Source organism: Terriglobales bacterium, from assembly GCA_035567895.1.
Classification (GTDB): Bacteria; Acidobacteriota; Terriglobia; order Terriglobales; family Acidobacteriaceae; genus Gp1-AA112.
This window is the reverse complement of sequence record DATMPC010000103.1, coordinates 48,848-62,611: the sequence shown is the minus strand read 5'-3', so window position 1 is coordinate 62,611 and position 13,764 is coordinate 48,848. Positions and strand designations below refer to the sequence as shown.

Sequence of the window (13,764 nt, the reverse complement as noted above, 5' to 3'; positions counted from 1 at the left end):
TGGGGGATCTGCTGTCTCTCGTCTCGCAGGAAAAGCAGATCCCCCGCGTCGGACGGGAGGGATGACAGTCTCAAGATGGCGATAGCCTTAAATGACTGAGATTCTTGGAGTTGGAATCGTCAGAACACGGATCAAACATTTACATAGTGACGACGGGCTCGACTTCCGAGGATTAATGCACTCCGCTAGAATTCGATAATTCCGCGCTTCAGTCCAATCATCGCGGCGTGAGTTCGATCGTTTGCGCCCAATTTGGAGAGGATGTTCTTGACTCGTCCCTTAACGGTTTCTTCCGTGACCGAGAGCTGCGCGGCAATCTGCTTATTGGCATTCCCGGCGGCAATCAGCTTGAGTACGTCGACCTCCGCCGGCGTCAGCGCCTCATCGCCGGCATGCTCGGCAAGCTCATCAGAGGCCTCGGCGGAAAGCGTCGTTTTTCCGGCATGAACGGCGCGGATGGTGTTCAGGAGTTCCTTATCCAGCAGACTCTTCAGCAGGTAAGCCCGAGCGCCGAGCTTCATGGCTCGCAGCACCTGAACATCCCCTTTGTAAGTGGTCAATACGATGATCCGCGCTTCGGGAAATTCTCGGCGAATGGCGATGATTGCATCAAGGCCATTCATCTCAGGCATCTGCAAGTCCATGAGAGTGATGTCGGGGTGTTGCGCGCGGAACTGCTGAATCGCTTCTCGTCCGTTGGAAGCTTCGCCAACCAGATTCATGTCCGGCTGGCTGGCGAGAAGGGCGGCGATCCCATTTCGGAACAGAGGGTGATCGTCAACCGCAAGAATCCGAATTGGATTGGGGCCGCGCTCATGGCTCATCAAGCGCCTTTTCCCACGGGGACCGACGGGCTGCCAGCGGCTGACTTGGCGTAGGCAACGGAGGCGGGAATCGTCAGCTCGAGCTCGGTACCGGAATCGACTTCGCTCCAGACCGCCAGCCTGCCTCCTACGAGCTTGGCGCGCTCGTGCATGCCGGGCAGGCCGTAGTGTCCGGCGCGCCCGTCTCCACCAAGAATCTTCGAGTCAATGCCCTTGCCGTTGTCTCGAACCCGCACGCGAAACTGCCGCCGGTCATACCGGATTTCCACTTCGATCCGCGTCGCGTGTGCATGTCGAAATGCATTGCGCAATGCCTCGCCCGCAATACGGTAGACCTCGTCGCAGAGGATCGGAGCAAGATTCCGGGCTGCGCCCTCCACATGCACGCGACAGTCGGGAGAATTCTGATCGGTTTGACAGGCAGCGAGTTCTTCTCCGAGCGCGGTGATCGCACCCGCAAGGTCGTTAGTGACAAGCGCGGACGAGCGCAACCCCTGCACCGCATCCCGCCCCTCGGTGATCGCTGCCCTGGCCTGCTCGATCACGGCCTCAAGATTCTTCTGGGCCTCGGCAGCGCGATCCGGCAGCAGGTACGTTACGGCGTGAAACTTCAGCAGCACGCCTTGAAAACTTTGCAGCAGGGTATCGTGCAGATCGCGCGCAATGCGTATGCGCTCGTTCACGCGCTCTTCCAGACGCATATTGAACTGCCGCGCCACTTGCCTTAGCCGCAGTTCATAGAGCGCGGCGAGCAAACCGAGGAAGGCGATCACGCACACTGAACGGAACCAGATGGTCTGGTAGTAAGCGGGGGCGACAGAGAAATCCAGGAACGTGCCGGCCTCGTTCCACACGCCGCTGTTATTGCTCGCGCTCACGCGGAAGCGGTAGTTGCGAGGAGGAAGATTCGAGTATTCCACGCGACGTCGGTTGACCACCTCTCTCCAGTCCTTATCCTGTCCTTCGAGCTTGAATCGGAAACGGATCTTATCGGGCGCAACGAGGCTGAGCGCGGTGTAATGAATCTCCAGATCGCGTACGAGGGGAGGCAGACGCAAACCGTCTGTGGCGTCGTAGGTCTTGCCATCGGCGATGATTTCCTCGACGTGCACTGGCGGCGGAAGTTTGTTGAAAGAGAGGTGGTGCGGATCAATGACGCTGACACCGTCCCAGGCGGCGAACCGTATTTTCCCATCCTGAGACTTAGCCACATGCGGCGTAAATCCTCCAGCGCGGGCACGAGTCCGGACCCCGTCAGAATTATCGAACACCGTAGTACTCAGGATTTTGTTGGGATCGCCAACCCATGCGTCCAGTTCCGATTTGGTAAGGCGCACGAGGCCGCACGGCATCAAGAGCCAAAAGGCATGGTCGTCATCCTCCATCATCCAGAGGACCGAATCGCAGGGCAGCCCATTCTTGCTCGTAAGGGTTGCGACTTTGCCATCCTTAATCCGGCTAAGCCCGCTTTCGGTCGCGACCCAAAGCGCGCCGCGTGGCCCAAAGCGAAGGTCGTTGACGATTCCTTCTCCAAGGCCGTTGCCGCTGGAGTAGTACTCACGAATACGTCCGTCTGCGAAGTAGGCCACTCCGCCTTGATAAAAGCCGAGCCACAGGCCATTTTGCGAAGGATCAGCGACCAAGACCTTGACGGGGTCTTTGTGTCCAAAGCCAGCCCAGGGAATCCGTTGGACTACTCTTCCCTGGAATAGATGAAAGAGACCTGCGTCCTGGTACGCAACCCACAGGTGTCCCGCCGGAACTTCCGCTATAGAATTCACGTATCCGCCCGGAAGTGCAGTCACCGGGACAAACCGGTCATTCTCCAGGTATCCGAATTCGTGAGTGGTTGCGACCCATACCCGCCCCTCGCTGTCTTGAAACAGAGAGGTGGGCATGAGTCCAATGGGTTTCCCGTCAGAATTCTGAGAGCCGATGTGGCGGCCGAACACAGTGATTTGTCCGCGCTCCCACCTGTTCAGTGCATTGTAAGTCCCGATCCAAACGCTGCTGTCTTTCGCCGCGAGAACGGTCCATGCCGCGGAATTCGAGAGCCCCTGTTTCACAGAAATGGTGGGAATACTGTAAGGCCGAAACCGGTCGAGACCGTCGAGAGTGGAGACCCAAACATTCCCTTCTCGATCCTCTATAAGGTGTCCCGGGTTGTTACCGGTAAGCGTATCGGCTTGGGAAAAGACATCTTCCTTTCCCTGATGCACGTGAACAATTCCACTTTCAGCGGTGCCGATCCACAAAGCTCCGTCGCGGTCGCGCAGCATTCGCCTGACAGAGAACGGCTGGACAAGACCAGAGACAGTAAATGGCTCAATGTGGCCACCCTTGAAGCGCTTTAGTCCAGTCAAACCGCCAATGATCAGTGCGCCATCGTCATCTCCTCCAAACCGGACACCATCCAGCTCTCCGGGCACCGAGAAGAATTCCGACGTGCCAGGCTTCCACCGCCAGAACCCGTTCTGCGCTCCCACCCAGAGGTTTCCCTTGGAGTCCTCAAACAAGTCCATAACTCCAGGTCCCAAGCTGCCGTCTTCGCCGTGGCACTGCAAGCTCCCGTTCCGGATGGCGCAGAGCCTGCCACCAGCCCCCAGAGTCGAGATAGTGCCGACCCAAACTGTGCCCTCGCGGTCTTCGAGCAATGCGCCTACATTCTCCTCAGACAGCTCGGGATAGGTGGTCAGCTTGCCGTTTTTCCAGCTCGCGAGCCCCTTCAATGTGCCAATCCAAAGGGTGTCGTCGCGGGAAACCAGCAGCGCTCCGATGTAATTGCCTGGCAGTTGACCTGCTGGCGGCTGCCACAGGACGGCACGCGCGCCGTCAAAGCGCATGAGGCCGAATTCCGTGCCCAACCACAGATAGCCATCAGAAGTTTGCGCAAGCGAAGTGATCTGGCCTTTGGTGAAGCCGTCTCGCACCTTCCAGGCAGTGTGCGCGTATTGGCTGACGTCGAGCGATGGATCTAATGCGAAGGCGCGCAGCACTCCGGCCAGCACAATGCCTAGTGCGACAACTTCTCGTACTCGTCGGTGCGCGATTGCCACAGCGGCGTCATCTTATCGCATTTGCTTGTGGCCACTGCCGGATTCCTTCTGGCGGAAGGCGGCATCAAGGTGGCCTGAAGTGCTTGGCTTTAAGGGCTCAGCAAGGTGCTGTTTTTCTCCCAACCGACCCACCCGCTATAGCAGGTGGTACCGTGAACACCGGCTGGTCGCGTACGGCGACGACCGGACTCACGAGCTACTGCAGGTGGTACCGCGAGCGCGCAGGTCCTGCACTCCTGATACACTCTGCGCGCTATGGTTGATGTTCCAGCTCTGGCTTACTTCATCAGCTTCCGTTGTTATGGCACTGCATGGTGATGAGCGTGGATCAACTGACCGGCTTCATAACCAATACGGTTCACCGTTTCTGCCGCAAGACGAGGATTGGCGGAGGCAAGATCAACGTCTCATGAAGCAACCGCCGGTCGCACTTAGCATCGAGCAGCGGAACCTCGTCGAGCGAGCCATCCGGAACACCTGCATGATACGCCAGTGGAACCCGCTCGCGGTCAATGTCAGGACCAACCATGTACATGCAGTGGTTTCCTGTAATGGCACTCGTCCCGAATTGGTACTCAACGCCCTGAAATCCAATGCCACTCGAACACTGCGAGAACAAGGGTATTGGAAGAGCCCACACAGTCCCTGGTCAGACCATGGAAGCAGACGATACCTATGGAGCGAGCAGGGCGTCCAACAAGCAATAGACTACGTAATGAACCGGCAGGACTAAGCGTGTGGGCGGTGCGTCAGGGCGGATGGGCGGCAGTCAGGGTACCACCTGCGGTAGCGGGTGGGTCGGACCGATGCGTCTAGCATCGGTCCGATCACATCTGCGGTCGCTCCACGCCCCCTGACACCGACGCTGGGCTCGGCCGCCCAGCACCGCCTACCCGCTACCGCAGGTGGTACCGCGAGTCCCGCTCATCCCAACCGCATACCTCGTTCAGGGGATCAGGATGAAACCAGATGTGGGTATTGACCCGCCGAGGCTGCAGAAGTAGCCTCGTAGCCCAATCATCACTACAGGTGTGAATCATGCTCCGAAGTTTCACCCTAACGCTCTTATTCGTTACCGCGCTGGGGTGCATGCTTCGCGCGCAATCTACGAATGCCTCGCTCTCGGGCCACATAACCGATCCCACGAAGGCGCTGATCGCCGGGGCGAGAATCACTGCGGTGAGCGCCGGCACCAATTCCCATTACGAAACGACGAGCAATAAATCGGGCGCATACTACTTAACGAACCTTCCCCCCGCCGGCTATCGCCTCGAGGTGGAAAAGGCGGGCTTCAGGAAGTTAATCAAGCCCGATGTAACTCTTCATGTGCAGGACACTCTCGAAATCGACTTCGAGATGCCGGTAGGCGTCGCCTCCGATAGCGTTACCGTGGAAGGTGGCGCGCCTCTGGTGAACACGGAGTCGGCGGCGGTGAGTACTCTGATCGACCGCCGTTTGGTGGAGAACCTGCCGCTGAACGGTCGCAGCTTCAGCTCGCTGCTTGATCTGACACCCGGTGTCGTGCTGACTCCCTCAAATTTCCAGGAGCAGGGGCAATTCAGCGTGAACGGGCAGCGGCCCGATGCCAATTACTTCATGGTGGATGGAGTGGCTGCGAATCTGGGAACCAGCGGTTCCAATCTGGGCCAGGGGGGTGCAGGACAGCTTCCGGCGACGAGCGCCTTTGGGGGCATGAGCAACCTGGTATCGCTCGATGCTCTGCAGGAATTCCGAATTCAGACATCGACGTTTGCTCCTGAATTCGGGCGAGCTCCCGGCGCCCAGGTTTCCGTAGTTACCAGGTCCGGCACCAATGGCTACCATGGCACCGCTTTCGAATACTTCCGCAACGACGTGCTCGACGCCAACGACTGGTTCGCCAACAACAAAGGCCTGAAGAAAGCGGCATTGCGGCAGAACGACTTCGGCGGCGTGTTTGGCGGCCCCATCATCAAAGACAAGCTTTTCTTTTTCGGCTCTTATGAAGGCCTGAGAATGCGCCAGCCCAAGGTAGCGAACACCTATGTTCCCACGCTGGCAACCATCCAGAGCGCGCCGGCAGCGGTGCAGCCGCTCATGAATGGATTCCCAAAACCGAACGGCCCAGACCTTGGCAATGGCACAGCCGCATTTGTTGCGACCTATTCCGATCCGTCCACTCTCGATTCTTATAGTGGCCGCATCGACTACTTGCTATCAAGCAAAGTGACGGTGTTTGGAAGGTACAGCGACGCACCCTCGAACTCAGACCAGCGATCGTCCACTCCATCGCAACAGTTGGCTTACAACACCGTCTTGCATACCGACTACCACACGCAAACCGCTACATTCGGCAGCAACCAGGTGTTCACCCCGCGGCTCACAAACGAGGTCCGCTTCAACTACAGCCGAAGCAGAGCTCAGAGCTCTTACTCCCTTGATAATTTTGGCGGGGGAGTCCCTCTATCCCCTTCAGTGCTGTTTCCTTTAGGGAATTCTCTACAGAACGCACTGTTTTTATTTCTCGGCGATACGAATCCCTTCGGTCTCAGATTCGAAGACGGCGAGCTCGGAACGAACTTGATACAGCAGATCAACGTAGCCGACTCCGTTACTCACACTATTGCTGCGCACGAGCTGAAGTTTGGAGTGGATTATCGTCGTTTGCGCCCGGAAGAAAACACGGCTCCGTATCAGCTCCAGTATCTCTATCGGTCTCTTGCGAACGTTCTCGCCAACAAGGCACCTCAAGCATTCATAGCCGCCCGGACGCCTTCTACACTGGTGTTCCCGAATTGGAGCCTCTATGCGCAAGACACGTGGAAGGTAACTCCGAAGCTAACTGTCACATACGGCGTGCGCTGGGAGTACAACGATGCACCATCCTCTCCCAATGGAACCCTTCCTTTCACGGTGAATCAGGTAAACAATTTTTCCACCATGGCGCTCGCGCCGCCGGGCACGCCATTGTGGAGTGCGCAGAAAGACGACTTCGCGCCCCGGCTCGGGATTGCGTGGCAAGCTCTTCCAAACCTTGTGGTCAGGGCCGGCGGTGGGATTTTTTACGATCTCGGATATTCCCAGGTGGCAAATGGATCCAGTGCGTTTCCGTACGCTCTGTCGAAGACGATTGCCAACGTTTCATTCCCGATAAGCGCCGCCAGCGCGGCTCCACCGCCGTTCACTACCTCGCCGCCAGCGGGATTCCTCGAGGTGGTAGATCCGAATCATGAGTTGCCAAGGACGTACGAATGGAACGCGGCAGTCGAAGAGAATTTCGGGGGATCCAATGTTCTAAGTCTCACGTACGTGGGCGCCGGCGGCCGCAAACTGATGCGACATGACATCTACTTTGCCCCGAATCCGAACGTCGCTACCGGTGAGTTTGATGTGCTCAGCAATGCCGGAACCTCCAGTTACAACGCGCTTCAAGAGCAATTTCGTCACCGGTTATCGCACGGCCTGCAGACGCTCGTTTCCTATACCTGGTCACACTCCATCGACGACGTCTCCGCGGATGGCAATTTCCAGAACATACCGCTGAGCAAAACAACACCGGCATCGGAACGCGCCTCGTCTGACTACGACATACGCCACACTTTCTCGGCCGCTGTTTCCTACGACATTCCGGGACCAGAGAGTGGGATCCTAAAACAAATCTTTGGAAGCTGGTCTACGGATTCGATCATCTACGCGCGAAGTGCTCCTCCGGTGAATGTCGTAACGGGAATCAATCCTTTCGGAGCTCTGGAAAGTGCTCTATCCGGAATCAACAGCGTGCAGCGTCCGGATGTGGTTCCGGGTGTGCCCTTCTATCTCAATAGTCCCAACGCGCCGGGAGGCAAGGTTATCAATAAGGCGGTGTTCGCTACTCCGGCTACGGCGCAAGGAAATCTGGGACGTAACGCGCTTCGCGGCTTCGGCGCGACACAGTGGGACTTGACGCTGCGCCGGCAGTTCCGGTTTACCGAGCGGCTATCTCTTCAGGCGCGATCGGATTTCTTCAACATCTTCAACCACCCAAATTTTGGAAGTCCCATCAGCTTTATGACCTCTCCTCAATTTGGACAATCAACCCAGATGCTGAACAGCTTCCTCGGAAGCGGCGGCCAGAGCGGAGGCCTCAACCCTCTCTACCAGATCGGCGGCCCACGCTCGATCCAGTTGGCGCTTAAGCTGCAGTTCTGAGCACGGCCATTTAGACTTTCTGAAGAAGTCACACGTGCAAGACTGTCATTCTGAGCGCCGCCGCGGCGGACGAAGAGTCTTCCGAGATGTGCCGGACTTGATTGCTGCGAGTAGGGCACAAGGATAGAGGGAGTCGATGGCCGTCGCGCTCTGCTTTCGCAATGTCCAGCGCCCTTCCCTCAGCACCGAACATGGTTCGGTGGTACCACGAGTCAAGATTGCAAGTCAACGAAAATTTCATTTTGAAACTCGCGGGTTAGGGGTGATTGCTCGTCGCAATCACCGCGACGTGGGTGCGAGCAACGGATCGCGAATTTCCGAATTCACTGCTTATTCACTGTTATTCACTGTTCCTTGTGGCGGAAAAAATCGCAGTTCTCCGTAAATCCAAGACACAGCAGGCGGTTGGGGGGAACCGTCCGTTGCTCGCCGGCCGTTTTTAGAAAAATTCACTGTTAGATTCGCTGATAAATTCGCTGTTCCGCGAACACCAGTGAATTAAGGTGAGTTCAAGCGTAATCCGTTGCTCTACTCAAATTCGCTGGGAAGCACAGCAGATCCCCCGGGCCGCGTTCAACTCGGGAGGCACATTCACATTCACGCGGCGGCCCGAGGGATGACAGTTTCAAAGTGAATTCGAGACATTAGTGCATTGCACGCCTGTGGCCGCAGACGCGGAACTGCTGAATCGCTTCCCGTCCATTGCAACCAGACTCATGTCCGGCTGGCCAGCGAGAAGGGCGGCTATCCCATTTCGGAACAGGGGATGATCGTCAACCGCAAGAATCCGAATTGTATTGGGGGCCGATGCTAGGACGCATCGGTCCGACCCACTCGCTACCGCAGGTGGTACTGCGAGGCCGGCTCTGGCGATTTCATGTACGCAACGGAGGCGGGAATGGTCAGCTCTATCTCCGTGCCCGAACCAGGCTTGCTCAGAACAGTCAGCTTACCCCGCACTAGCCTGGCGCGCTCCTGCATGCCGGGCATGCCGTAGTGTCGGGGGCTTCCGCCTTCGGCAAGGATTTTCGGATCAATGCCTCTTCCGTCGTCCGAAACTCGCAAGCGAAACTTTCGTTGGTCGTAGCAGAGTTCGAGCTCGATGCCTCTGGCATGTGCGTGCTTGAATGCATTACGCACCGCCTCGCAACCAATGCGGTAGATCTCATCGCGGATGAGCGGAACGATGTCTTTGGATGCGCCCTCCACAAGCACGCGGAACTCGGAACGATTCCCGTCAGACTGAATAGCAGCGAGTTCTTCTCCCACCGCGCTTATGGCCCGGGCGAGTTCGTTGGTGACGATGGTGGAGGAGCGCAATCCATACACTGCATCACGGCCCTCGATAATCGCCTTCCTGGCCTGCTCTGTGGTGGATTCGAACAGCTTTCGCGCCTCGGTGGCGTTATCCGGGAGCAGGTCGGTGGCCGCCTCATACTTCATCAGCAAGCCTTGAAAACTCTGCAGTAGAGTGTCGTGTAGATCTCGAGCGACGCGTATGCGCTCGCCAACGCGCTCTTCGAGACGCATGTTGAATTGGCGTGCTACCTGCCGCAGCCTCAGTCGATAAAGCGCTGCAATCAACGCGAGGAAGGCAATCACACACAACGAGCGGAACCAGGTCGTCTGATAGTAGGCCGGGACAACGGAAAAATCCAGGAATGCGCCGTCCTCGTTCCAAACCCCATCATTGTTGCAGGCGATCACGCGGAACTTGTAGTTGGCGGGCGGAAGGTCGTTGTAAAAGGCTTGACGCCTCGTCTGAGCATCTTGCCAGTCGGCGTCTCGGCCTTCCAGCTTATAGCGAAAGTGAACCTTCTGCGGGACCACAAAGCTCAATGCTGTAAAGTCAATTTCCAGGTCACGCGTATGCGGAGGAAGACGAACATTCTCGCGGGGGGAGTAGTTCTTTCCGTCGGCAACGATTTGTTCAATGTGAACCGGCGGAGGAATCGTATTCCCCGCCAGATGGCTGGGATCAATCATCTGCACAATACTCTCATTTGCGAACCAGAGTCGCCCGTCCACTGACTTGGAGGCCGGGGGGCTGAAGGGCGCAGCTGCAGGTTGCGCGCCGTCGTACGCATCAAGAGTGCTTGCCTTCACTGTACTCCCCGGTTGTTTGCGCCACTTCTCAATTTCGGAATCAGCGATCACAACGAAGCCACACTCGGTGGAAAGCCAAAGCGAGCCTGAGTTGTCTCTGACGAATGCGTTGATTGAGTCACAGGGAAGCCCGTTCCGGGAGCTGAGAATGTTTCCTTTCCCATCCTTCCATCGAAAGAGCCCAAGGTTGGTTGCAGCCCAAATCGCGCCGTCAGAGTCGACTCGCAGGTCCCTGATCGGCTGAACCTCCTGCTTCTGGCTTACCGAGATCGTCTCGAAATTTCCATTATGGTATCGGGCCAGCGCACCGCTACGGAGACCCAGCCAAATGCCGCCTTGGGGATCGGCCGCGAGCCTCGACGCACGCGGAATCTGCGATGCAGGGAACACGTCACGAACTTGTTGATCCCGAATACGAACCATCGAGGGCTGGCTTCCAATGGTTTCGGCCCAAATGTTGTGATCAGTATCCTCAGTCATTGCCACAACCGGCCCCACGGAGCTGCCATCAGGTCGTCTGATCGATTGAAATCGTTTGTGGTCGTAGACAGCTAAACCACCATCGACGCCCACCCATAACCTGCCTGCATCGTCTTCAAACAGGGAGGTGACGCGTTCTCCAGGCATGCCGTCGCGCGGAGTGATATTCGATAAGGTACCCTGCCGAATGAGATCCAAGCCGCCATGGTTCCCAATCCATACCGTGCCATCGTGCGCCGCAAGTACGGAATCGACAACATCAGCGCTCAGACCTTCCCTTACCGAGAAGCTGGCAACGCGAAGGTCGCGAAAGCAATCGATGCCCTTGGACGTCACTACCCACAGGTTGCCTTCCCGATCCTGATAGAAGTGCTCGATGGAGTCGCTTGACAAACCATCCGCGCTGCGAAAGTGGGCGGCTCTACCGTCGTGAACGCGAAAGAGACCCTGGCTTGGGGTCCCAACCCAGAGAGTGTTGCTGCGGTCGAGGAACAGTGTGTTCACTGCCAAACTGCTCCCGTCTATTCCGGGCACTATGTAGCTCTTCGAGACTTCTTTAGCAAATTGTCTAAGGCCGAGCGCCTTTCCGGGTCGTGTAATCCCAACCCATAGAGAACCGTCCTCTGCTGCGGCCAAGCCAGCTACCCCGCTGAGCCCATCAGCTTGCTTCAATTCCTTTTCTAGATAGATGCTGGAGGAACCGGGCTTCCATCGGCACAGTCCCTTGGAGCCTCCGATCCAGAGGTTCCCCAAAGAGTCTTCGACCAAGGGTTCGCCGTAGAGAACCTGGATTCCATCGGCCTTCCCATAACAACGGAGATTCGTGCCCATGACCTGACAAAGGGGTCCGGTTGCGTCACCAGATCGTGAACGCGCGATCCAAAGTGCCCCCTTGCGATCTTCAATAATGGAATTGATGCGTCCGACCACGCCCTGATAGTTGACCAGACGGCCATCTTTCCATCGGGCCAAACCCCTGCCGGTTCCGATCCACAAGCTCCCGTCGCCTGTGCCTAGAAGAGAGTAGATGGCGGAATTCGGCAGAGCCTTGCCTTCTGGTGGCGTCCACGGAACAAATCGAACACCGTCGAAGCGCAGGAGCCCGCTTTCTGTCCCGATCCACAAATAGCCGTCCGCGGTTTGGGTGATGGCGTGAGGGGCGCCGCTGAAAACTCCGTCTTGAATCCGCCAGGCTGAGTGCCCGTACTGAGAGACCAGCCGGCTGGGATCAAGAGCCCTCGCTGGACCGCAGACGAGGAGGCTAAATAAGCAGCTCGCTAAAATCCGAGAAAACGGCACCCGCCGTCTAATCGTCGGTCTCATCGCGGCCTCTCCCCTCTACCAGATCGGCGGCCCGCGTTCGATCCAGTTGGCGCTTAAGCTTCAGTTCTAGCAGAGTGAGTGGACCTAGCGTTCTTTGCGAAATGCTATCCAGCAATAGATAAAGAAGACGCACCACAATACAGGAGGTGCGACAAAGAAGGCAGCCACTAGATACGCAGACTTCATCTCGGCTAGCGGTCGTCGTTGGTTAAATCCGAAATTTTCGTTTTGCGTCCTGTCGACGCGCCGCGGGATTCGAAGTCAAGCGCGTACTCCTTGAGGTGTTGGCAGAACCTCACCAGCAGAACGAGAAGTGCAGTAAGAAGGATATCGATTTGGCCTTTGTGCAGCATTATCTTTCCCCAGAACACTCGATCGGCCCCGAGCGAGTATCGCTTGGGAGGCGGAGACAACGCGCCTCCCAAAACAGAACCGTCTTGAGTCAGGCTCGGTTTATTTCACGGTTGCCTTGGCAGTCTTCTTTACGCCATGGCCGACTGCTTTGGCGCCTTTGGTGACTCCGCGCCTCGTCGTCTTAACCGTGGCCGCAGTGCCGTCTGCGGTTTTATCGGCGACCTTTTCCGTGCCGTGTGCGGTTTCCTTTGCCGCAGTCTTAGTGGCGTGGCCAGTATCCTTGGCTGCTTTGTCCACACCGTGAGCGACATCCTGTGCGAATCCTGCTGCGGCGAAAGTTAAAACCGCTGCGAAAAATAGCGATGACGTGATCTTCATTGTCTTACCTCCATTGCTTTTGATGGTTTATCTAGCTTTCGCGGTGCGGCGCTTTCATCGGAATTGCTTCCGCCGTCCACTATTGCCGTTGAAATTCGTCCAGCTTCTTTTGTTGCGTCGGACTGAGTAGCTGATAGATCTTTGTCCGCATTCGGGAATTGGAAACGATGAGTTTCGACAGATTACGGGCCTGCGTGGCGGCCAACGCTTTTACTTCCTTGTCGTCTTTCGTCTGGCTCTGCTCCGTAACGCTGAGCAGTTGCTCCCTGGTTTCCTGCATTTGCGCCATCAACGGCACAAGACTGCGGCGTTCGTCCGACATTAATTGTTCTATGGATGTAACCTGCGCCGAGCTCAGATCAAGGTATTCGATGATCGAGGGATTTAGCTGCAGGGAAGAAAAGGGAAGTGCCACCATGACAATTTCGTTTTGCACGGTCGCGCTGGGCGCAACTCGAGGAGCTGCGGCTGCACGTGCAATGTCCTGCTGCAATATCTCGCGCAAGGCGCTCAGCAAATCAAACTGCATTTGCGCCTGTTGGTATTGTTCCGAGCTGATGCTTTCCGCCTGCTCCGTGGTCAACTCGCCGCTGTGCACGGCCCCGGCAATTACCGCAAGTCTCGCGGAAAACTGCTGGGTTATGGAGCGCATTGCTGCTTCATATTCTTGAAGCAGATCCTGAGGTCCTCGCGGGGTTGCCGAGGGAACGTCGAGTACGCTCGCGAGAGTGTCCGATTCGGCATTTGCCGGTTGAGCATTGGAACTGAATCGCGTTACCTCGGAGAATGATCGATCGGCCATCGCGAACACCGTGGCCAACAACACGACAATAAGTTTGATTTTCAAGATAGAGCCCTTTCGTGGCCTTGATTCCTTCTCACTTCACAAACTTCAGCAGCTTGGGCGATGGCGACTTCGTCGCTTGCAAGGAATGCCGCCGTTTTCCCCGCGGTGGTACGAAGCATGCATGTGACCACGTGAAGGGCTGTCATCGGCGCCGGCGATGTGGGTTTGTTTTCAATGCATGGCAAGCCAGGAGCGGCAACTCGAGAGCCTATGGCTGCGCGATTAATGC

General features: G+C 56.9%; 7 protein-coding genes. 1 reads left to right on the top strand and 6 read right to left on the bottom strand.

From position 1 onward, the window contains the following. Positions 1-185: 185 nt before the first annotated feature. The 3 genes from VNX88_21690 to VNX88_21680 all read right to left on the bottom strand — a co-directional run bounded on the left by VNX88_21690 (position 186) and on the right by VNX88_21680 (position 4,415). Positions 186-824 (bottom strand): response regulator transcription factor, encoded by a 639-nt coding sequence (locus tag VNX88_21690; protein HWY71294.1) that lies wholly within the window; start codon positions 822-824, stop codon positions 186-188. After that, the gene (locus VNX88_21685) at positions 824-3,880 is read right to left on the bottom strand and encodes a two-component regulator propeller domain-containing protein (GenBank protein ID HWY71293.1); all 3,057 of its coding nucleotides are present in this window, start codon (positions 3,878-3,880) and stop codon (positions 824-826) included. Before VNX88_21685 ends, VNX88_21690 begins: the two co-directional genes overlap by 1 nt. Before the next feature lie 358 nt (positions 3,881-4,238). Further along, positions 4,239-4,415, bottom strand: a complete 177-nt coding sequence (locus tag VNX88_21680) for a hypothetical protein (protein HWY71292.1) — start codon at positions 4,413-4,415, stop codon at positions 4,239-4,241. A gap of 503 nt (positions 4,416-4,918) precedes the next feature. Between VNX88_21680 and VNX88_21675 the strand changes: the two genes are divergently transcribed. Next, complete coding sequence (locus VNX88_21675) at positions 4,919-8,047, top strand: TonB-dependent receptor (GenBank protein HWY71291.1); 3,129 nt, start codon at positions 4,919-4,921, stop codon at positions 8,045-8,047. An 837-nt stretch (positions 8,048-8,884) separates the two neighbouring features. Here VNX88_21675 and VNX88_21670 read toward each other — a convergent pair. From VNX88_21670 to VNX88_21660, 3 genes are all read right to left on the bottom strand, one after another. After that, positions 8,885-11,956, bottom strand: coding sequence for a two-component regulator propeller domain-containing protein (locus VNX88_21670; protein HWY71290.1), 3,072 nt, complete (start codon positions 11,954-11,956; stop codon positions 8,885-8,887). Positions 11,957-12,409: 453 nt separating this feature from the next. Then, entirely contained in the window at positions 12,410-12,688 is a 279-nt protein-coding gene (locus tag VNX88_21665; protein HWY71289.1) for a hypothetical protein, read from the bottom strand. Between the two features lie 79 nt (positions 12,689-12,767). Further along, a complete protein-coding gene (locus VNX88_21660) occupies positions 12,768-13,535 on the bottom strand; it encodes a Spy/CpxP family protein refolding chaperone (GenBank protein ID HWY71288.1) in 768 nt (255 codons plus the stop codon). Positions 13,536-13,764: the final 229 nt, after the last annotated feature.

What these genes read in the sequence shown, in the direction of transcription:
- VNX88_21690 (HWY71294.1), bottom strand. Translation starts at nt 824, where the DNA reads ATGAGCCATGAGCGCGGCCCCAATCCAATTCGGATTCTTGCGGTTGAC.
- VNX88_21680 (HWY71292.1), bottom strand. Translation starts at nt 4,415, where the DNA reads ATGTACATGGTTGGTCCTGACATTGACCGCGAGCGGGTTCCACTGGCG.
- VNX88_21675 (HWY71291.1), top strand. Translation starts at nt 4,919, where the DNA reads ATGCTCCGAAGTTTCACCCTAACGCTCTTATTCGTTACCGCGCTGGGG.
- VNX88_21670 (HWY71290.1), bottom strand. Translation starts at nt 11,956, where the DNA reads ATGAGACCGACGATTAGACGGCGGGTGCCGTTTTCTCGGATTTTAGCG.
- VNX88_21665 (HWY71289.1), bottom strand. Translation starts at nt 12,688, where the DNA reads ATGAAGATCACGTCATCGCTATTTTTCGCAGCGGTTTTAACTTTCGCC.